Origin of the sequence: Phytobacter ursingii, from assembly GCF_001022135.1 — a bacterium.
Classification (GTDB): Bacteria; Pseudomonadota; Gammaproteobacteria; order Enterobacterales; family Enterobacteriaceae; genus Phytobacter; species Phytobacter ursingii.
Window position 1 is genome coordinate 5300544 of the sequence record NZ_CP011602.1, and the last position, 19844, is coordinate 5320387.

General features: G+C 53.0%; 22 protein-coding genes and 1 other RNA gene. 9 read left to right on the plus strand and 14 right to left on the minus strand.

Annotation, left to right across the window (positions count from 1 at the left end; translation table 11 throughout):
• Nucleotides 1-42: 42 nt before the first annotated feature.
• Nucleotides 43-1614 (minus strand): galactarate dehydratase, encoded by a 1572-nt coding sequence (gene garD, locus AB182_RS28630; RefSeq protein WP_047372993.1) that lies wholly within the window; start codon nucleotides 1612-1614, stop codon nucleotides 43-45.
• Between the two features lie 424 nt (nucleotides 1615-2038).
• Between garD and AB182_RS28635 the strand changes: the two genes are divergently transcribed.
• The 6 genes from AB182_RS28635 (at nucleotide 2039) to AB182_RS32440 (ending at nucleotide 7061) form a co-directional block, all read left to right on the plus strand.
• Complete coding sequence (locus AB182_RS28635) at nucleotides 2039-3373, plus strand: MFS transporter (RefSeq protein WP_047372994.1); 1335 nt, start codon at nucleotides 2039-2041, stop codon at nucleotides 3371-3373.
• Between the two features lie 30 nt (nucleotides 3374-3403).
• Nucleotides 3404-4174: a 2-dehydro-3-deoxyglucarate aldolase gene (gene garL, locus AB182_RS28640; RefSeq protein WP_047372995.1), complete on the plus strand. Its 771-nt coding sequence runs from the start codon at nucleotides 3404-3406 to the stop codon at nucleotides 4172-4174.
• A gap of 35 nt (nucleotides 4175-4209) precedes the next feature.
• The gene (gene garR / locus AB182_RS28645; protein ID WP_047372996.1) at nucleotides 4210-5100 is read left to right on the plus strand and encodes a 2-hydroxy-3-oxopropionate reductase; all 891 of its coding nucleotides are present in this window, start codon (nucleotides 4210-4212) and stop codon (nucleotides 5098-5100) included.
• Nucleotides 5101-5228: 128 nt separating this feature from the next.
• On the plus strand, nucleotides 5229-6374 hold the full coding sequence (gene garK, locus AB182_RS28650) for a glycerate 2-kinase (protein WP_047372997.1): 1146 nt from the start codon (nucleotides 5229-5231) through the stop codon (nucleotides 6372-6374).
• A 32-nt stretch (nucleotides 6375-6406) separates the two neighbouring features.
• An RNA gene (gene rnpB, locus AB182_RS29820) (RNase P RNA component class A) lies at nucleotides 6407-6788 on the plus strand.
• 93 nt (nucleotides 6789-6881) lie between these two features.
• Nucleotides 6882-7061: a hypothetical protein gene (locus AB182_RS32440; RefSeq protein WP_139153739.1), complete on the plus strand. Its 180-nt coding sequence runs from the start codon at nucleotides 6882-6884 to the stop codon at nucleotides 7059-7061.
• 52 nt (nucleotides 7062-7113) lie between these two features.
• Here AB182_RS32440 and AB182_RS33185 read toward each other — a convergent pair whose 3' ends face one another.
• Both AB182_RS33185 and AB182_RS28655 read right to left on the minus strand, forming a co-directional pair.
• The gene (locus tag AB182_RS33185) at nucleotides 7114-7242 is read right to left on the minus strand and encodes a hypothetical protein (RefSeq protein WP_223883570.1); all 129 of its coding nucleotides are present in this window, start codon (nucleotides 7240-7242) and stop codon (nucleotides 7114-7116) included.
• Nucleotides 7243-7307: 65 nt separating this feature from the next.
• Nucleotides 7308-8009 (minus strand): pirin family protein, encoded by a 702-nt coding sequence (locus AB182_RS28655; protein WP_047372998.1) that lies wholly within the window; start codon nucleotides 8007-8009, stop codon nucleotides 7308-7310.
• A 106-nt stretch (nucleotides 8010-8115) separates the two neighbouring features.
• On the opposite strand from AB182_RS28655, the gene AB182_RS28660 reads away from it, so the two are divergent.
• Nucleotides 8116-9012, plus strand: a complete 897-nt coding sequence (locus tag AB182_RS28660) for a LysR family transcriptional regulator (RefSeq protein ID WP_047372999.1) — start codon at nucleotides 8116-8118, stop codon at nucleotides 9010-9012.
• A gap of 17 nt (nucleotides 9013-9029) precedes the next feature.
• Here the strand turns inward: AB182_RS28660 and AB182_RS28665 are convergent, their stop codons facing one another.
• The 11 genes from AB182_RS28665 to AB182_RS28715 all read right to left on the minus strand — a co-directional run bounded on the left by AB182_RS28665 (nucleotide 9030) and on the right by AB182_RS28715 (nucleotide 16325).
• Nucleotides 9030-9392 carry a DUF805 domain-containing protein gene (locus AB182_RS28665; protein ID WP_047373000.1) on the minus strand — a complete coding sequence of 121 codons (363 nt, stop codon included), beginning with the start codon at nucleotides 9390-9392 and terminating at the stop codon, nucleotides 9030-9032.
• 114 nt (nucleotides 9393-9506) lie between these two features.
• Entirely contained in the window at nucleotides 9507-10493 is a 987-nt protein-coding gene (locus tag AB182_RS28670) for a glutathione S-transferase family protein (RefSeq protein ID WP_047373001.1), read from the minus strand.
• A gap of 75 nt (nucleotides 10494-10568) precedes the next feature.
• Complete coding sequence (locus AB182_RS28675) at nucleotides 10569-10961, minus strand: DoxX family protein (RefSeq protein ID WP_047373002.1); 393 nt, start codon at nucleotides 10959-10961, stop codon at nucleotides 10569-10571.
• A gap of 211 nt (nucleotides 10962-11172) precedes the next feature.
• Nucleotides 11173-11463, minus strand: coding sequence for a YqjK-like family protein (locus AB182_RS28680; RefSeq protein ID WP_047373003.1), 291 nt, complete (start codon nucleotides 11461-11463; stop codon nucleotides 11173-11175).
• Complete coding sequence (locus AB182_RS28685) at nucleotides 11460-11858, minus strand: phage holin family protein (RefSeq protein ID WP_047373004.1); 399 nt, start codon at nucleotides 11856-11858, stop codon at nucleotides 11460-11462. Before AB182_RS28685 ends, AB182_RS28680 begins: the two co-directional genes overlap by 4 nt.
• Before the next feature lie 2 nt (nucleotides 11859-11860).
• Complete coding sequence (locus AB182_RS28690) at nucleotides 11861-12166, minus strand: DUF883 family protein (RefSeq protein ID WP_039077519.1); 306 nt, start codon at nucleotides 12164-12166, stop codon at nucleotides 11861-11863.
• Between the two features lie 39 nt (nucleotides 12167-12205).
• Entirely contained in the window at nucleotides 12206-12574 is a 369-nt protein-coding gene (locus AB182_RS28695; RefSeq protein WP_047373005.1) for a DUF1090 domain-containing protein, read from the minus strand.
• A 145-nt stretch (nucleotides 12575-12719) separates the two neighbouring features.
• Entirely contained in the window at nucleotides 12720-13103 is a 384-nt protein-coding gene (mzrA, locus tag AB182_RS28700; RefSeq protein ID WP_047373006.1) for an EnvZ/OmpR regulon moderator MzrA, read from the minus strand.
• On the minus strand, nucleotides 13103-13768 hold the full coding sequence (gene yqjA / locus AB182_RS28705; RefSeq protein WP_047373007.1) for a DedA family general envelope maintenance protein YqjA: 666 nt from the start codon (nucleotides 13766-13768) through the stop codon (nucleotides 13103-13105). Before yqjA ends, mzrA begins: the two co-directional genes overlap by 1 nt.
• Nucleotides 13769-14109: 341 nt before the next feature.
• On the minus strand, nucleotides 14110-14886 hold the full coding sequence (gene exuR / locus AB182_RS28710) for a transcriptional regulator ExuR (RefSeq protein WP_047373008.1): 777 nt from the start codon (nucleotides 14884-14886) through the stop codon (nucleotides 14110-14112).
• 137 nt (nucleotides 14887-15023) lie between these two features.
• Nucleotides 15024-16325 (minus strand): MFS transporter, encoded by a 1302-nt coding sequence (locus AB182_RS28715; RefSeq protein WP_047373009.1) that lies wholly within the window; start codon nucleotides 16323-16325, stop codon nucleotides 15024-15026.
• Nucleotides 16326-16780: 455 nt separating this feature from the next.
• On the opposite strand from AB182_RS28715, the gene uxaC reads away from it, so the two are divergent.
• Together uxaC and AB182_RS28725 are read left to right on the plus strand one after the other, a co-directional pair.
• Entirely contained in the window at nucleotides 16781-18193 is a 1413-nt protein-coding gene (gene uxaC, locus AB182_RS28720; RefSeq protein WP_047373010.1) for a glucuronate isomerase, read from the plus strand.
• 17 nt (nucleotides 18194-18210) lie between these two features.
• Nucleotides 18211-19698 carry a UxaA family hydrolase gene (locus AB182_RS28725; RefSeq protein ID WP_047373011.1) on the plus strand — a complete coding sequence of 496 codons (1488 nt, stop codon included), beginning with the start codon at nucleotides 18211-18213 and terminating at the stop codon, nucleotides 19696-19698.
• Nucleotides 19699-19844 lie beyond the last annotated feature (146 nt).

Genomic DNA, 19844 nt, shown 5'->3' on the forward strand with positions numbered 1-19844 from the left:
GAAGCCATGCTAATAATACGATGAGATTTTTATAATGATGAATCACGTCACCGGAGCCGGGTTGAACACAGCCAGTTGGTTGTGCAGACCCCATTGATCCGAGAAGGTTTTCTTACGGCCGCTGGCGACATCAAGGATAAAGTGGAACAGCTTCCAGCCCACCTCCTCGATAGTCTCGTCGCCCGTTGCGATAGTCCCTGCGTTGATATCCATCAGGTCGAACCAACGGTTTGCCAGCTCGGTACGGGTTGCCATCTTGATAACCGGCACGGCCATCAGACCGTACGGTGTACCTCGACCGGTGGTGAAGACCTGAACGGTGATACCGGAAGCCACCTGTTGCGTACCGCAGACGAAGTCACTGGCTGGGGTGGCTGCGTAAATCAGACCACGTTTGGTCGGACGCTGGCCCGGAGAAAGCACTTCAACAATGGCGCTTTTACCGGATTTAGCGATAGAGCCGAGGGCTTTTTCTACCACGTTCGCCAGACCGCCTTTTTTGTTACCCGGCGACGGGTTGGCGCTGCGGTCAGTTTTACCCATGTCCAGGTAGTTATCGTACCAGGCCATCTCTTCAAGCAGGCGTTTGCCCACTTCTTCGGTTTCTGCACGCGGTGTCAGCAGATGGATAGCATCTCGCACTTCGGTCACTTCGGAGAACATGACGGTCGCGCCACAGCGTACAAACAGGTCAGATGCATAGCCGACCGCCGGGTTCGCGGTCACACCGGAGAACGCATCGCTACCACCACACTGGGTGCCAACAACCAGCTCAGACGCCGGGCAGGTTTCACGTTTACGTTGGTTCAGTTTTGTCAGGTGACGTTCAGCCACTTGCAGAATGTCGTCGACCATTGAGCGGAAGCCAACATGGTGCTCGTCCTGCAGACGGACGATACTCGCACTGTCTACCGGAATGGCTTTCACATCTTCGGTACCCTGCAGCAGACGCTCAGGCTGCAGTTTTTCACAGCCCAGACCGATCACCATCACTTCACCGCCAAAGTTCGGGTTCAGCGAAATGTTATGGATGGTACGGATAGGCACCACGGCTGCCGGTGCGTTAATCGCCACGCCACAGCCGTACAGGTGGTTCAGACCGACCACGCCATCCACATTCGAATATTTCGGCAGTAGGTCGCGTTCAATAATTTTCACCACATAGTCGACGACCCCCGCCACACAATGCACGCTGGTCGTGATGCCGAGAAGATTCTTGGTGCCGACGCTGCCATCGGCATTGCGATAGCCTTCAAAGGTGTAACCTTCCAGCGGCGGCAGCGGTTCTGGTACTTTCGTCGCCAGCGGCAGTGTGTTCAATGGCGGTGCTTTCGGTAATTCAACGGTGGATTCGTCAATCCAGCTGCCGCGCGCAATATCACGCACCGCATAACCGATAACTTCACCGTAACGGATGATTTCCCCGTGATGAGGAATATCTACCAGCGCAACTTTATGGCCTTGCGGGATATGTTCGATTAATTCGAGACCATCCGGAAAACGGGTACCCGCTTTTAATCCATTGTCATTAACGATGATAGCGACATTATCGGTGTCGTGTACTTTAATATAAAACGCCGTAGGCGACTGCTGTCTAATTTCAATGTCGGCCATTATCAAGTAATCTCCAGCTAACGATACGATGCATTACTCAAAAAAAATAAAGAGGGGATGTTCTGTAATTATCAGAAGTTAAAACCTCGTTTGATGAAATAAGAATGTCAGGAGTCTCAATATTAAAATGTGATCTAAATCACTTATTTTCGTGATTACCCGGCCTGCAAGGATGAGAATTACCAGATCTGTGCATCAGCGCCCAGCCATGTGTGCATATGCTCAAAATAATCTTAATGGGTTACGTTAAAATTGAGCAAACCACCAGTGCGTGACTGCCTGACGGTGATTATACTGTGCGGTAATAAAATACAAACATGCTATTACCTGATATTACGTTTCGTGAGTTTATCTTTATATATCGGGTAAGTTACATATCAAGAAAATTATATTTTTTAAATTAAGCGGCACCAGGGGAAACCATATGTCTGTGCAAAGTTCAGTTGAGATAAAAAGGGGAATACCAACTCGCTATTTAATTCTGCTTATTATATTTATTGTTACAGCAGTTAACTATGCGGACCGCGCCACGCTCTCCATTGCAGGGACCGATGTCGCAAAAGAGTTGCATCTTGACTCGCTATCAATGGGTTACATTTTTTCTGCGTTTGGCTGGGCGTACCTGCTGATGCAGATCCCCGGCGGCTGGTTACTTGACCGCTACGGTTCGAAAAAGGTGTATACCTGGAGCCTGTTCTTTTGGTCGCTCTTTACCTTCTTGCAAGGCTTTGTCGACGTCTTCCCGCTCGCATGGGCCGGGGTCTCGATGTTTATCATGCGCTTTATGCTGGGCTTCTCCGAGGCCCCTTCTTTTCCGGCAAACGCCCGTATTGTGGCGGCCTGGTTCCCGGCGAAAGAGCGCGGTACCGCTTCGGCGATTTTTAACGCGGCGCAATATTTTTCGCTCGCGCTGTTCTCTCCGCTGCTGGGGTGGTTGACCTTCGCATGGGGCTGGGAACATGTCTTCACCGTGATGGGCGTGATCGGCTTTGTGCTGACGGCGGCCTGGGTTAAGTACATTCATAACCCAACCGACCATCCGCGTATGACTCGCGAAGAGCTGGATTATATTTCTGCTAACGGCGCGGTGGTCGATATGGACCACAAAAAAACCGACAGTGATAAGCAATCCGGCCCCAAACTGGATTACATCAAGCAGCTGTTATCCAGCCGTATGATGCTTGGCGTGTTCTTTGGTCAGTACTTCCTGAACACGATCACATGGTTTTTCCTGACCTGGTTTCCGATTTACCTGGTACAGGATAAGGGCATGTCAATTTTGAAAGTGGGGTTTGTCGCGTCCATTCCGGCCCTGTGTGGTTTTGGGGGCGGTGTGCTGGGCGGTCTGTTCTCTGACTACCTGATTAAACGTGGTTGCACTTTGACCATGGCGCGTAAATTCCCCATCGTTGTTGGGATGTTGTTGGCTTCCAGCATCATTCTGTGTAACTACACCGACAACACCGTGCTGGTTATCGCATTGATGGCGCTGGCGTTCTTCGGCAAAGGTTTTGGCGCGTTGGGCTGGCCGGTTATTTCCGATATCGCACCGAAAGAAATTGTCGGTCTGTGCGGCGGCGTGTTTAACGTGTTCGGTAATGTGGCATCGATTGTGACCCCGCTGGTGATTGGGTACATGGTCAAAGAGTTGCATTCGTTCAACGGGGCGCTGATTTTTGTCGGCTGCTCGGCCCTGATGATGATGGTTTGCTACCTGTTTGTGGTAGGCGACATCAAACGTATGGAATTGAAAAAGTAAGCAACGGCTTAAAAAATTAAGGTGCAAAAGATGAGTAACGATATCTTCCCGAACAAATTTAAAGCTGCGCTGGCGGCAAATCAGGTTCAGATCGGTTGTTGGTCGGCGCTGGGTAGTCATATCAGCACTGAGGTTCTGGGCCTGGCAGGTTTTGACTGGCTGCTGTTGGACGGTGAACACGCCCCGAATGACGTGCTCTCTTTTGTACCGCAGTTGATGGCACTCAAAGGCAGTGCCAGCGCACCGGTGGTACGTATCCCGACGAACGATCCGGTAGTGATCAAACGTCTGCTGGATATCGGTTTCTACAATTTCCTCGTCCCGTTCGTTGAAACGGCAGCAGAAGCCGCCAACGCCGTGGCGGCAACCCGTTATCCGCCAGAAGGTATCCGCGGCGTGTCTGTTTCTCACCGCGCCAATATGTTCGGTACCGTACCGGATTACTTCGCGCAGTCGAACAAAAACATCACGATCATTGTGCAGATCGAAAGTCAGGAGGGCGTGGATAACCTCGACGCTATCCTCCAGACCGACGGGGTTGACGGCGTATTTGTTGGCCCGAGCGACCTCGCGGCAACCCTGGGTTACATCGGCAATGCCGGGCACCCGGAAGTACAGCGCACCATCCAGCATATTTTTGCGCGTGCAAAAGCACACGGCAAACCGAGCGGTATCCTGGCGCCTGTTGAAGCGGATGCCCGCCGCTATCTGGAATGGGGGGCGACCATCGTTGCTGTTGGCAGCGACCTGGGTGTGTTCCGTGCGGGTACGCAGAAGCTGGCTGATTCCTTTAAAAAATAATCAAACCACCACTGAATAAAGAGAGAGACGCAATTATGACGATGAAAGTTGGTTTCATTGGCCTGGGCATCATGGGTAAACCAATGAGTAAAAACCTCATTAAAGCAGGTTACTCACTGGTGGTCTCCGACCGCAATAGCGATGTGGTCGCTGAACTGATCGCCGCAGGCGCAGAAGCCGCCAGCAGCGCTAAAGCCATTGCAGAACAGTGTGATGTGATCATCACCATGCTGCCGAACTCACCGCATGTGAAAGACGTTGCGCTGGGTGAAGGTGGCATTATTGAAGGCGCTAAACCGGGTACTGTTCTGATCGATATGAGCTCCATCGCCCCGCTGGCCAGCCGTGAAATCAGCGAAGGTTTGAAAGCAAAAGGCATCGACATGCTGGACGCGCCGGTAAGTGGCGGTGAACCGAAAGCCATCGACGGCACTCTGTCGGTAATGGTTGGCGGCGACAAAGCGCTGTTCGACAAATACTACGATCTGCTGAAAGCCATGGCGGGTTCCGTTGTTCACACCGGCGATATCGGCGCGGGTAATGTGACCAAGCTGGCTAACCAGGTCATCGTGGCGCTGAACATTGCGGCAATGTCTGAAGCATTGTCTCTGGCAACGAAAGCGGGCGTTAATCCGGAGCTGGTGTTCCAGGCAATCCGTGGCGGCCTGGCTGGCAGCACCGTGCTGGAAGCCAAAGCGCCGATGGTGCTGAACCGCAACTTTAAACCGGGCTTCCGTATCGACCTGCATATCAAAGACCTGTCCAACGCGCTGGATACCTCTCATGGCGTAGGCGCGCAGTTGCCGCTGACAGCAGCAGTCATGGAAATGATGCAGGCATTGCGTGCCGATGGTCATGGTAGCGACGACCACAGCGCGCTCGCGTGCTACTACGAAAAACTGGCGAAGGTAGAAATCTCTCGCTAATAAGAAGGGCGCGGGAGCGCGCCCTGAATTTCTTAAGCATCAACACCTTGCAGGGAGGACATCGCGGTGACGTGAATGGCCCGCGAGGTGAAAGAATGCCTTGCGCGGCAATGTCAGGCTAATCAACTATGAAAATCGTAATCGCCCCAGACTCTTATAAAGAAAGCCTTTCTGCTACCGAAGTAGCGCAGGCGATAGAAAAAGGATTTCGGGAAATTTTCCCGGATGCTCAATACGTTTCAGTTCCGGTCGCAGATGGCGGTGAGGGAACGGTTGAAGCCATGATTGCCGCAACAAAAGGTTCTGTGCACACGGCGCGCGTTACCGGCCCTTTAGGTGAAAACGTCGATGCGCGTTGGGGAATGTCCGGCGACGGTAAAACTGCTTTTATAGAAATGGCCGCCGCCAGCGGGCTGGCACTTGTGCCCCCTGAATTACGAAACCCTCTGATCACCACTTCGCGCGGCACCGGGGAACTTATTTTGCACGCGCTGGCTCATGGGGCAAAAAATATCATTATCGGTATCGGCGGCAGCGCAACGAATGACGGCGGCGCGGGTATGGTGCAGGCGCTTGGCGCGAAGCTGTGCGATGCCAATGGTACCGACATCGGTAACGGCGGCGGTAGCCTGATAAGCCTGAATGCTATTGATGTTTCGGGGCTCGATCCGCGTCTCGCAGGCTGCACTATTCGTGTTGCCTGTGATGTGACGAATCCGCTCACCGGCGAAAAAGGCGCATCGCGTATTTTTGGGCCACAAAAAGGCGCGACGGAGGAGCTGATTGTTGAGCTGGACCGTAACCTCGGTCACTACGCCGATGTGATTAAAAAATCGCTGCATATTGATGTGAAAAATGTGCCGGGAGCGGGTGCGGCAGGTGGTATGGGTGCCGCGTTGATGGCATTCCTCGGCGCCGAACTGCGTAGCGGCATCGAAATCGTAACCCAGGCGTTGAATCTGGAAGAGCATATTCATGATTGTACCCTGGTGGTCACCGGCGAAGGCCGTATCGACAGCCAGAGTATCCACGGCAAAGTGCCGGTGGGCGTGGCAAGCGTGGCAAAAAAATACCACAAACCGGTTATCGGTATTGCCGGGAGCCTGACGCGTGATGTTGGCATTGTGCATCAGTATGGTATTGACGCAGTATTCAGCGTTCTGACGAGTATTGGTACGCTTGAAGAGGCGTTCCGTGGCGCGTTTGATAATATTTATCGTGCATCCCGCAACATTGCGGCCACCTTACAGGTTGGCATGTCTGCTGAGGGGTGACATCGGCGCGCAAACCCTCTATACTGCGCGCCGAAGCTGACCAGACAGTCGCCGCTTCGTCGTTGTCCTCCTTCGGGGGAGACAGGCGGAGGGGAGGAAAGTCCGGGCTCCATAGGGCAGGGTGCCAGGTAACGCCTGGGGGGTGTAACAGCCTACGACCAGTGCAACAGAGAGCAAACCGCCGATGGCCCACGCAAGTGGGATCAGGTAAGGGTGAAAGGGTGCGGTAAGAGCGCACCGCGCGGCTGGTAACAGTTCGCGGCACGGTAAACTCCACCCGGAGCAAGGCCAAATAGGGGTTCATAAGGTACGGCCCGTACTGAACCCGGGTAGGCTGCTTGAGCCAGTGAGCGATTGCTGGCCTAGATGAATGACTGTCCACGACAGAACCCGGCTTATCGGTCAGTTTCGATCTTTTCAGGTAAAAACCCGCTTCGGCGGGTTTTTGCTTTTCCGTGGTTTCAAATTTCTGCACGATCTTCCCCCTGGGCCCACTGGGGGGAGGGGATGCCTGAACATTCCCCGGTGGCACTGCGTTTACCGGGGCTACAACCCTCTTCAGGTCGGCATTGTCGAGACAATCCGTCGCACGACATCTTTTTTCGCCACATTGCTTCGCAGGGCTGGTGCACTATCGATAATTCGTACGGCACCGATTTGCTCGATAGCGAGTTGCCGTCAGGCTAATTTTTCCGTAAGCGCCACAAAAAAGGCCCCGGTTTTTAGACCAGGGCTTCTGTTACGCTGCTTCGTCTTCTTGCGCCAGCCGCTGCTCGGCATCGGCGACGATAGCTTCCAGTTCGCTCAGCATATCGTCGTAATCAAAAGATTGCGGCGATTCGGCCGGGCTAGTTTGCTGTGTGGGCATGTGCGTTGACGTTCTGTATTGAACACTCTTTTTTTTCACCATCGTACTCCGTAAAACTCTCGCGCTTACACGGGTAAATCTATCAGTAAAGCGCGCAACGGCGTATCAGCGACTAACGTTATGTTAGCCTCATCACGAATAAAAGCGCCGTCACCACAGGTGAGCGCTTCCCGTGATTCGCACGGCGTGACTGCGTGTACCGTACCGTGAATCGACTGCAGGTAGGCGCGTGGCCCATGCAGTTGAAACGTAAGTTCTTCACCTTTTTCCAGCTCGATATGGTGTAACCACACCTGCTGACGTAATTGCAGACTGTCCTGGCTACCATCCGGGGAGGCAAGCAACTGGTGAGCCTGATCGGCAATCATCACTTTTTGCACCGTCGGATTTTCACGTTCCGGGCAGGCATCCAGCCACAACTGCATACGCGTCAGCGGCTTATCTTTACTCAGGTTATGTTCGCTATAGCTGATGCCCGGCTGAGTCGCAATGAGCAATGCTTCGCCCGTTTTGGCCTGAATATGGTTACCTTCGCTGTCGCGATACTCGGCTTCGCCTTCCAGAATCAGGTTCAGAATATCCACTTTCGGGTAGGTGCGCGGCTGGAATGATGCGCCAGGCGCCAGCACTTCCTGGTTCAGTACGCGCAGGGAGGCGTAGCCCAAAAGCTTCGGGTCAAAGTAATGTCCAAAGGAAAAGGTGTAGCGGGCCTGCAGCCAGCCGAAGTCCGCTTGTCCACATTGTTTGGCTGTTCTGGTAGTAATCATAATTCTTGACCTCTCTTTACACTAAAACAATGGTAAAGGTATGGACGCTGCATTGTTAGCCAGATATTCTGCCCGGTATGTTCAAATTTCCTGAATGAGAACAAAAATGGCGAAAGATAGGGCACTTACGCTGGAAGCGTTACGCGTCATGGACGCAATTGACCGTCGCGGCAGCTTTGCCGCCGCAGCAGATGAACTGGGGCGAGTCCCCTCTGCACTTAGCTACACGATGCAGAAACTGGAAGAAGAACTGGACGTTGTTCTGTTTGACCGCTCCGGCCATAGAACAAAGTTTACCAACGTGGGTCGCATGTTGCTGGAACGCGGGCGTGTTTTGCTCGAAGCGGCTGACAAACTCACTACCGATGCCGAAGCGCTGGCACGCGGCTGGGAAACACATTTGACGCTGGTCACCGAAGCACTGGTGCCGACGCACGAACTGTTCCCGCTTGTTGATAAACTGGCGGCGAAAGCCAACACACAACTCTCGATCATTACCGAAGTGCTCGCGGGCGCATGGGAACGGCTGGAGCAGGGGCGCGCGGATATTGTGATTGCGCCGGATATGCATTTCCGCTCTTCGTCAGAAATCAACTCTCGCAAGCTGTATAAAGTCCTCAACGTCTATGTCGCGGCGCCGGATCATCCGATTCACCACGAACCGGAACCGCTGTCTGAGGTGACGCGAGTGAAATATCGCGGAGTGGCGGTCGCGGATACCGCGCGTGAGCGTCCGGTTCTGACGGTGCAATTACTGGACAAACAGCCGCGTCTGACGGTCAGTACGATCGAAGACAAGCGTCAGGCATTACTGGCGGGATTGGGGGTGGCGACAATGCCTTATCCGCTGGTTGAGCAGGACATTGCAGAAGGGCGTCTGCGCGTTGTCAGCCCGGAATATACCAGCGAAGTCGACATTATCATGGCCTGGCGGCGTGACAGCATGGGCGAAGCGAAAGCCTGGTGTCTGCGCGAGATTCCTAAACTTTTCTCCGGTAAGTAATCCTCCCGTCAGCACCCTTAAGGAAACGCTTTTGGCTCCGGCCCGAAGCGGTTTTCTTCGGGGGTGCCGTGCTGGCTCCAGAAGGCCAGCAGCATCAGCCAACCCAGCACCGGAAAACACCACAACCACAGCCATTTGGCGGTGCGATCGGTATCGTGCAAGCGACGCGACTGAACGGCAAGGGAAGGCAGGAAAACCAGCAAAGCGTAGATCAGGCTTAACAGGCCAACGCTACCCGCGCGCCAGCCCGAAATGTTATCCACCACGACAAGCACGCCTGCGAGAATGATGTTGACCAGCATAAACGTCCAGAACTCACGGCGATGTGCACGGCCACGAAAGAGGACATAGTTGCTCAGCACTTTGAAATACCAGTCCATTCTCTACCTCGGAATACGCTCAATACATTGTTTTCTCAGCGATCACTGTAAGAATAGACGGGGAAAAAAGGATACGTGAAATATATTCGGGCGCAGTGACTGCACCCGAAAATATTAAGCGAAACGGACGTCCCGACCGTGGGGTTCGTTAAGATCCTGCCATGGGCCGATGGAGATAATTCCCGTCGGATTGATGGTTTTATGACTGCGGTAGTAGTGGGTACGGATGTGGTCAAAATTGACCGTTTCCGCAATGCCCGGCATCTGATAGATATCCCGCAGGAACCCATAAAGGTTGAGATAGTCGCTGATGCGATGCTTATCGCACTTAAAGTGGGTCACATAGACCGGATCGAAACGGATTAGCGTTGTCCACAGGCGGATGTCCGCCTCGGTTAGGCGATCGCCTGTCAGGTAACGGTGTTGCCCAAGGATTTGTTCCAGCCTGGCAAGGGATTCGAAGACCTTGTTGACGGCTTCATCATAAGCCTCCTGGCTGGTGGCGAAACCGGCTTTATAGACGCCGTTATTGACGTTGTCATAGATCCAGCTATTCAGCTCGTCAATTTGCGCCCGCAAGTCTGACGGGTAGTAGTCGCCGGCACGCGCGCCCTGCGCATCGAACGCTGTATTGAACATGCGAATGATTTCAGCGGATTCATTGCTGACAATAGTGTGATTCTTTTTGTCCCACAGCACCGGGACCGTTACGCGTCCGGTGTATTGCGGGTCGGCGTGAAGGTAAAGCTGATAAAGAAATTCATGCTGATAGAGCGAATCGCCTGTCGCTGCCGGGAAGGTATCGTCAAACGTCCAGCCGTTTTCCAGCATCAGCGGATTCACTACGGAAACCGGTAAAAAGTCTTCCAGGCCTTTTAACGTACGCATGATTAGCGTGCGGTGGGCCCAGGGACAGGCGAGAGAAACATACAGGTGATATCTGTCTTTTTCCGCCGCAAAGCCGCCTTCGCCAGACGGGCCAGGCGCGCCATCAGTGGTGAGCCAGTTACGAAATGCTGACACTGAGCGCTGGAATCGTCCACCGGTCGAGCTGGTATCATACCAGGTATCATGCCAGACGCCGTCGATGAGTTGTCCCATGATGCATCCTCCTTATAGATGGCAAAAGCGAGGAGATGTCCCCTCGCTTCATGTCTCTTTATCAGTATAGAGCGCTTACCATTTTTTATTCAGTACGCGGTCGATGCTGAATGCGCCCGGCCCGGTGATACCCAGCAGCAGGAAGCCGCCAGCGATGGTCAGGTTTTTCATAAACATCAGGGAGTTCATACCTTCCGCAAAATTACTGTGGAAGATAAACGCAGTCAGCAGGGTAAAGCCTGCGGTGAACAGCGCAGTGGTGCGTGTCAGAAAACCGAACAGAATAGCCAGACCGCCGCCGAACTCAAGCAGGATAACCAGCGGCAGCATAAAGCCCGGGACACCCATGGCTTCCATATACTGCTGAGTGCCAGCATAACCGGTGATTTTGCCCCAGCCTGCGGTAATGAACAGGATTGGCATCAGAATACGCGCTACCAGTACACCAACATCTTCTAATTTTTTCATCTTTCTCTCCAGGGAACCACTGTGTCTTCTTAAGTAAAAAGTCCGGCAATCATCGGCGCTGACCGCATGCTTGCTGTCGATGGAGAGGATATTAAACGGGGCGGGAAAAGATTGTTAGCAAGGAAAACTGTCGAAATTTTTCAAAGATACTGAAGGAGTTGCCACGAAACAGGTGGCTGCCCCGGTCAGCACATTGCCGCCGGGGAAGGGATTAACGTTGTTGATCAAGCGTGGATTTTACCAGCCGCCAGACGCTCCACAGACCAAGTCCGCGCTTCGCCCAGCGCATCAGCATGTTTGGGTGGCGCACAGACCACACCGCCATGAAGCTGCTGCCAACCAGCGCCCAGGAACGCAGGCTCAGGAAGGTGTTCCAGCCGCGGTCATAACCACCGGTGGCGTCCAGCCAGTCACGGCGAGCAGCGGTCAAATCCAGCCGTTGCTGCTGAATTTGACTGAGCAGCAGGGCTTTACGCTTGAGACGCTCGGCCTGGTGACTCATGGTTTTTCCTCTTCCAGTAACTGACGGTCATTGGCTAGTTCCTGGCGCGTGTGGCGCAAGATTGTGGATTCGCGGGCTTTACGTAGGGTCCAGATGCCGCCAATCAACGCCAGTACCAGGAGCACCACCGTTGTGGCGATCATGGCGTTGAGCCGGTATTGCGGGTCGATGGCCCAGATAATCAGCACCATCAGACTCATCAGGCCGAACGCAGCGAAAAGCATGGTCAACCCTACCATCAGGAGCAACTGGAAAAGGTTAGCTTTTTCCTCTTCCAGTTCGACCACAGCCAGGCGGAGCCGCGTTTCCACCATTTCAACCATAATGGAAACAATGCGCTGCCCGATACCCAGGACGCTTTTGCCCGGTCCTTGCGTGTGTCGTGAATCCGCCATAATCAGCGACGCGTCAGGAGCACGCCCAGCACGACGCCAATCGCCGCGCCAATGCCCACGCTGGCCCATGGGTTTTCACGTACATATTCGTCGGTTCTTGCAGCGGCCTCCCGGGTCTGGCGGGCAATAGCATCACCCGTTTCGCCCAGACGATAGCGACTTTCCTGCAAGGCTTTTTCGGCTTTGCTGCGCAGTTTGCTCAACTCTTCTTTTGATTTGTCCCCGGAGGTGCTCAGTACTTCCTCAAGGGTATCCGCCAGGGATTTCAACTCAGCGCGCAGATGTTCTGTATTTGCCTCTTTAGACATAATTCTCTCCAGGTGAGTGAGTGTTAACTTCCATCAAAATCAGTAGTCACGGGCTTCCAGCGCCTTAAGTTCTGTCTCGGCCTCTTTCAGCTTGTGCTCGCGTTTGCTTATTTTGTCCGCATCGCCTTTTTGTTTCGCTTTGGCGAGATCGTCGCGACGTTCGGCAACCTCGTCTTTCTGTCTGGCAATTTTGCGCTGATGCTCCGCACGCAATTTACTGTCGGAACAGGTGGTGCGAACCTCGTGCAGTGCCTTATTCAACCCATCAATCCGACTCTGATTGTTGTGCTTTTCGGCATAGCTGATTTCACGCGCAATCTCCTGCTCCTTCTCCTGACAGGGGGAGGATGCCTGAGACATCGCGCTTACAGATAATAGGGTTAGCGCCAGTGCGATGCGGTATTTCATAGTCGAAACCTTCCATTGTTGGCTGGCGAAACAAGGCTCGCCAGCATCCAGTGACATAACGTGGACTTTGGTTCCATTAACTCAAGCATAGAACGTTAACGGCTAAAGCACCAAAGTAGGTGAAAAGATTCAGAATCCTGGAGGATCAGCCGAATCGATGGGGGGTATCGCGTAAACGCGAAAGCCAGGCAGAGGTCTGGCTGTCGTCATCCTGTAACGCGACGATGTAGCCGTGAGGGAGTGTTCTGTCCAGCACTTCCTTTGCTGCAGCACTCTGGGCGCTGGACTCAAATTTGATTAACAGCGTGTCGTTTAACGGCGTAATGCTCTTGAAATGGATGCCGTTTGCATCCAGATGATGCCAAATGGAAAAACCATCCGGCACACTTGTGTTTTGCGCGATTGGGCGTATCGCCAGCGTAGATTCACGGTTCTGCACTGTCACCCACCCTAAAAAGAGTACGCTGAACAGCGCCATCGCGGCGATGCCCATCAATAACCAGCGCAGGAAGGGACGTTGCGATTCCATTATTGACCCCGATTACCGTATTTTTTCTTCCACAACACCACCAGTGTGCCAACCAGGCCAATCACCAGCAGAACAACGGGAAGCAGCATCAAACAAGACATCAATGCGTCTTCATATTTACGAAACACCGGCGTTATACCCAATAAATACCCCAGTGTCGTCAGAATCAGCACCCATAACAAACCGCTCATCCAGTTGAAAAACTGGAAGCGAGCGCTACTAAGACCCGAGATTCCGGCAATAGTTGGTAACAGGGTGCGAACAAATGCAATAAAACGTCCAATCAGCAACGCTGAAAGACCGTGTTTATGAAAAAGATGATGCGCACGTTGATGATAATGCGCCGGAAGATGCGACAACCAATTTTGTACGGTTCGCGTGTTCCCCAGCCATCGGCCCTGGATATAGCTCAGCCAACATCCCAGACTGGCGGCCGTCGTTAATAACAAAATGGTCTGCGGATAGCCCATTGCCCCTTTTGCAATCAAAACACCGACCAGCACCAACAGACTGTCGCCAGGGAGGAAAGCGGCCGGAAGCAGGCCATTCTCGAGAAATAAGATGACAAATAACACAAAGTAGAGCATGCCGATCATGGATGGATTTGCCAGCGTTTCGAAATCCTGGCTCCAGAGGGCATGCAGTAATTGGCTTAAAAGTTCCATTCAATGTTCCTGGTACATCGGTTTACGGCACGTCGGATACCTGTAAAACAGCACGGCGACATTATTGATAGTGACATTATGGTCGCTCGTGGCGCATTCAGCAGCCTGGCTATTTCGGTAACAACGCTGTGAGCAAGCGCTAACTCACGCAGTGGCAAAGTGCGTCCAATTGTAACAAATGCCATAGTTCTGCGGCAGAGAAATTACGCTTTGTCAGAAAATGATTTTGCTTGTCGAAAGGAGGGGGGGCGAGGGTATTTACAAAGGCTGACACTCTATACTTTTTACTGACCCTTAAGTGGCCAGGCGCAGCGATGCTGTGCGCCTGACAGAGAAAAGCATTATTTTACGCCACTTGCTACGGTATCAAGGTGAACAACGGGGTTTTCCGCAAACAAATAGCGGTCAGCATTGAACTCGAAGTCATCGCTGGTTTCGTTAAATAACATCTGTTTGGTATTTTCCAGATGCTGCCACATCGCGACTTTAGCCGCATGCGGATCCTTGCGAATCAATGCTTTGAGAATTTGATCATGATCGTCACACCAGTTATCCACGGTGCGCAGGTCAATATGGTCGTGCAGTTTTTTCCAGTACGGGTTGTGCACACGCTGGGTCCACATTTTTTCGACAATGGCCGCCAGCGCGCTGTTTTGTGTCGCCAGGGCCACCTGCACATGAAACTGTAAATCCCATTCAGAATCGCGGAAGCACTTCTCTTTGCGCGCGTTTTCCTGAATTTCCATCAGTTTCATGATGTCTTGCTTGGTAACCTGGGTTGCGGCAAATTCCGCAATATTGCTTTCAATCAGCTGACGCGCCTGCAGAAGCTCGAACGGACCGTAGTTGGCAAATTCCAGCGATTCGTCAGGGGCCTGAGTATGACGAGGCTGATTGGAAATAACATGAATGCCGGAACCTTTACGGACTTCAACATAGCCTTCGACTTCCAGCATGATAATCGCTTCACGAACCACGGTCCGGCTGACGCTTTTTTCGTCTGCGATAAAGCGCTCGGCGGGAAGTTTGTCACCCACAAGATAGACACCCTGCTCGATCCGGCTTTTCAGCTCGGCGGCAAGTTGCTGGTACAAACGACGTGATTCAGTGATTTCCATATGCGCTCCAGGCAAGATAAGGCATTAGTAGATTTGTTATACCACTTTTACGTCATTCTCACCACAACCCGGCAAGAAAAAGCCGCCCGAAACGGTGGGCGGCTTTTGGACAAACAGCAGTACAGATACGATGTGAACTAGCTTTGCGTTGCGGTACCGCCGACCGCATTTTCCTGCTCTAATTCACTGGCGGATTTACTTTTCAGCACCGTCCAGATAACCACCGCACCGAGCAGGTCGAACAGCGCCAGCACAGCGAACAGTGGGCTAAAGCCGATGGTATCAGCCAGCGCACCAACCACCAGAGCAAACATGGTACTTGCCGTCCATGCCGCCATCCCGGTCAGACCGTTTGCGGTTGCTACTTCATTACGACCGAACACGTCAGAAGAGAGCGTAATCAGCGCGCCGGACAGAGACTGGTGAGCAAAACCACCAATACACAGCAGGCCGATTGCTACATACGGGCTGGTGAACAGACCGATCATGCCTGGGCCGATCATCAGCAGCGCACCCATGGTCACAACCATTTTACGGGAAACAATCAGGTTCACACCGAACCAGCGCTGGAACAGCGGCGGCAGGTAACCACCAACGATACAGCCCAGGTCAGCGAACAGCATTGGCATCCAGGCGAACATGGCGATTTCTTTCAGGTTAAAGCCGTAGACTTTGAACATGAACAGCGGGATCCAGGCGTTGAACGTACCCCATGCCGGCTCTGCCAGGAAACGCGGCAGCGCGATACCCCAGAACTGACGGGTGCCCAGAATCTGCAGGACGGACATTTTTTTGCCGTTAAAGGTCTGGTGTTGCGCTTCCTGACCGCCAATGATGTATTCGCGTTCTTCTTCAGTCAGTTTTTTCTGATCGCGCGGGTGTTTATAGAAAATTAACCATGCCATTGCCCAGGCGAAGCTCAGTACGCCAGAGATAATGAACGCCAGCTGCCAGCTGTGCATGACGATTGCCCACACGACCAGCGGCGGTGCAATCATCGCACCAATAGAAGAACCGACGTTGAAATAGCCCACTGCGATAGAACGTTCTTTCGCCGGGAACCACTCAGAAGCCGCTTTCAGGCCTGCCGGAATCATAGCAGCCTCTGCTGCACCAACGGCACCGCGCGCCAGCGCCAGACCGCCCCAGCTACCTGCCAGCGCTGTTGCGCCACAGAAGATGGCCCAGGTCACGGCGAAAACGGCGTAGCCGATCTTGGTACCGAGGATGTCCAGTACGTAACCTGCGACCGGCTGCATGATGGTATAAGCAGCCGAGTAGGCCGCAATAATATAGGAGTATTGCTGTGTGGAGATATTTAGCTCTTGCATCAGCGTAGGCGCTGCCGCAGCAATCGTGTTACGCGTCAAGTAACCCAGCACGGTGCCGATCGTCACCAGCGCTATCATGTACCAACGTAACCCTTTAATTTTACGCATGTAAACCTCATCGTTATGTTAATTCCGCTAGCGCGGTCACCTGCCGGTTGCGGTCGGGAGGTGAAAACGGAGGGCGTAACCGGTAAACACCGGAACGACCCGAACCTTGCTATTCAACGTGCTCAATTCGGTATCCGTACCGTAAAGACCGATGATTAATCACCGGCAATGCATTCCGTCGGCTGATGTATTCGACGGCAGAAAGATAACTTGTCATACAACTTCAAAAGGTGAGTGACATCACAAAAGTGTTTTTCTTTGTGTGGTTTTTAGCTTTGTGGTACCAGACCAGTACTGGCGCGGGCTGGCGGTGATTTTGATGCGCAATCTTGTAAATATTTGTCATCGTTTATTGATCTAACTCACGAAAAAGTCTTCGGCCACTGGAAATTGGTGTGATAACTTTGTCAGCATTAAGGTAAGCATCAGACGCACTCGTTTAGAGGAAGACGATAATGACCCCGTTTATGACCGAAGATTTTCTGTTAGATACCGAATTTGCGCGCCGCCTGTACCATGACTACGCGAAAGATCAGCCGATTTTTGACTTTCATTGCCACCTGCCGCCGCAGCAGATCGCGGATAACTACCGCTTCAAAAACCTGTATGACATCTGGTTAAAAGGTGATCACTACAAGTGGCGTGCAATGCGCACCAATGGTGTGCCGGAGCGCCTGTGTACCGGTGATGCCAGCGATCGTGAGAAGTTTGACGCCTGGGCTGCAACCGTACCGCATACGATCGGCAACCCGTTATACCACTGGACTCATTTAGAACTTCGTCGCCCATTTGGTATTACAGGTAAGCTGCTTTCGCCATCTACGGCGGATGAAATCTGGAATCTGGGCAATGAATTACTGGCGCAGGATAAATTTACTGCTCGCGGTATCATGCAGCAGATGAATGTGAAGATGGTCGGCACCACCGACGATCCGATCGACTCTCTGGAGCACCACGCTGCCGTTGCCAAAGACACCACCTTCACCATCAAAGTGCTGCCAAGCTGGCGTCCGGATAAAGCCTTCAACATTGAACTGGCCACGTTTAACGACTACATGAGCAAGCTGGGTGAAGTCTCTGACACCGACATCCGTCGCTTTGCCGATCTGCAAACCGCGCTGACTAAACGTCTGGATCACTTTGAAGCACATGGTTGTAAAGTGTCAGACCACGCGCTTGACGTCGTACTCTTCGCCGAAGCAAGCGACGCGGAACTGGATAGCATCCTCGCTCGCCGCCTGGCGGGTGAAAGCTTAAGCCAGCATGAAGTCGCGCAGTTCAAAACTGCCGTTCTGGTGTTCCTCGGTGCGGAATATGCCCGTCGCGGCTGGGTACAGCAGTATCACATCGGTGCGCTGCGTAATAACAACCTGCGTCAGTTCAAATTGCTGGGGCCGGATGTGGGCTTTGACTCCATCAATGACCGTCCGCTGGCGGAAGAGCTGTCGAAATTACTCAGCAAGCAGAATGAAGAAAACCTGCTGCCGAAAACTATCCTGTACTGCCTGAACCCGCGTGATAACGAAGTGCTGGGCACCATGATCGGTAACTTCCAGGGTGAAGGTATGCCAGGCAAGATGCAGTTTGGTTCCGGTTGGTGGTTCAACGACCAGAAAGACGGTATGGAACGTCAGATGACCCAACTGGCACAGCTCGGTCTGCTGAGCCGCTTCGTGGGGATGCTGACCGACAGCCGTAGCTTCCTGTCTTATACCCGTCACGAATATTTCCGTCGCATTCTGTGCCAGATGATTGGCCGCTGGGTGCACGCGGGTGAAGCCCCGGCTGATATCCAGTTGCTGGGCGAGATGGTGAAAAATATCTGCTTTAACAATGCGCGTGACTACTTCGCGATTGAACTGAACTAAGGCCGTTTGAGGTTGATATGCAATACATCAAGATCCACTCGCTGGATAATGTCGCTGTAGCGCTGGCGGATCTCGCCGAAGGCACAGAAGTTGTTGTTGACGGTCATGAGATTTTGCTTCGTCAGGCGGTGGTACGTGGACATAAATTTGCCCTGCAGGCCATCCCGACGGGTGAGAATGTGGTGAAGTATGGTCTTCCTATCGGCCATGCCACAACAGATATTGCCGCAGGTGAACACATCCATTCTCACAATGTGCGTACCAATCTAAGCGATTTGGATGAGTATAGCTATCAACCTGATCTCATTGATGAAAATGCACCGGCGGCCGATCGCGATGTGCAGATCTACCGCCGTGCAAACGGAGAGGTTGGGGTTCGCAACGAACTGTGGATCCTGCCGACGGTGGGCTGTGTTAACGGCATTGCTCGTCAAATCCAGACCCGTTTTCTGAAAGAGACGCACAACGCCGAAGATATCGATGGCGTGCACCTGTTTAGCCACACCTACGGTTGCTCACAGTTGGGCGATGACCATATTAACACCCGTACTATGCTGCAAAATATGGTACGTCACCCTAATGCGGGGGCGGTGCTGGTCATTGGTCTGGGCTGTGAAAACAACCAGGTCGATGCGTTTCGCGAAACGCTGGGCGAATACGATCCGTCCCGCGTCCACTTTATGATCTGCCAACACCAGGACGACGAAGTGGAAGCGGGCATTGAGCATTTGTACGAATTGTATGAAGCCATGCGCCATGACAAGCGCGAGCCCGGCAAACTGGGCGAGCTGAAATTTGGTCTGGAGTGTGGGGGATCAGACGGACTTTCCGGGATCACTGCGAACCCGATGCTGGGACGTTTTTCTGACTACATTATCGGTAACGGCGGTACCACGGTATTAACCGAAGTGCCGGAAATGTTCGGTGCAGAACAGATTCTGATGAGCCATTGCCGCGACGAAGAGACCTTCGAGAAGACCGTCACCATGGTGAACGACTTCAAACAGTACTTTATCGCGCATAACCAGCCGATCTACGAAAACCCATCGCCGGGTAATAAAGCCGGTGGAATCACGACGCTGGAAGAAAAATCGCTTGGCTGTACCCAAAAAGCGGGCGCCAGCCAGGTGGTCGACGTGCTGCGTTACGGTGAACGCCTGAAAACCCACGGTCTCAACCTGTTGAGCGCGCCGGGCAACGATGCGGTTGCCACCAGCGCACTGGCGGGGGCGGGTTGCCACATGGTGCTGTTCAGCACCGGTCGCGGCACCCCTTACGGCGGCTTTGTGCCGACAGTAAAAATCGCGACTAACAGCGAACTGGCGGCGAAGAAGAAACACTGGATCGATTTCGACGCGGGTCAGCTTATTCACGGAAAAACCATGCCGCAACTGCTGAGCGAGTTCGTGGATGCGATCGTGGATTTTGCCAACGGTAAGCAGACCTGTAATGAACGCAATGAGTTCCGCGAGCTGGCTATCTTCAAGAGCGGCGTAACGTTATAAGTTACCCTTCATCTCTCGCGCTACAGCGGTGTTGGCTACGTCCGCTCACCCCGGTCACTTACGTATGTAAGCTTCCGGGGATTCCCGGACTTGCCGCCTGGCTGTAGCACGACATCTTTTGGGTAACACAGCAGTAGAATTTAAAA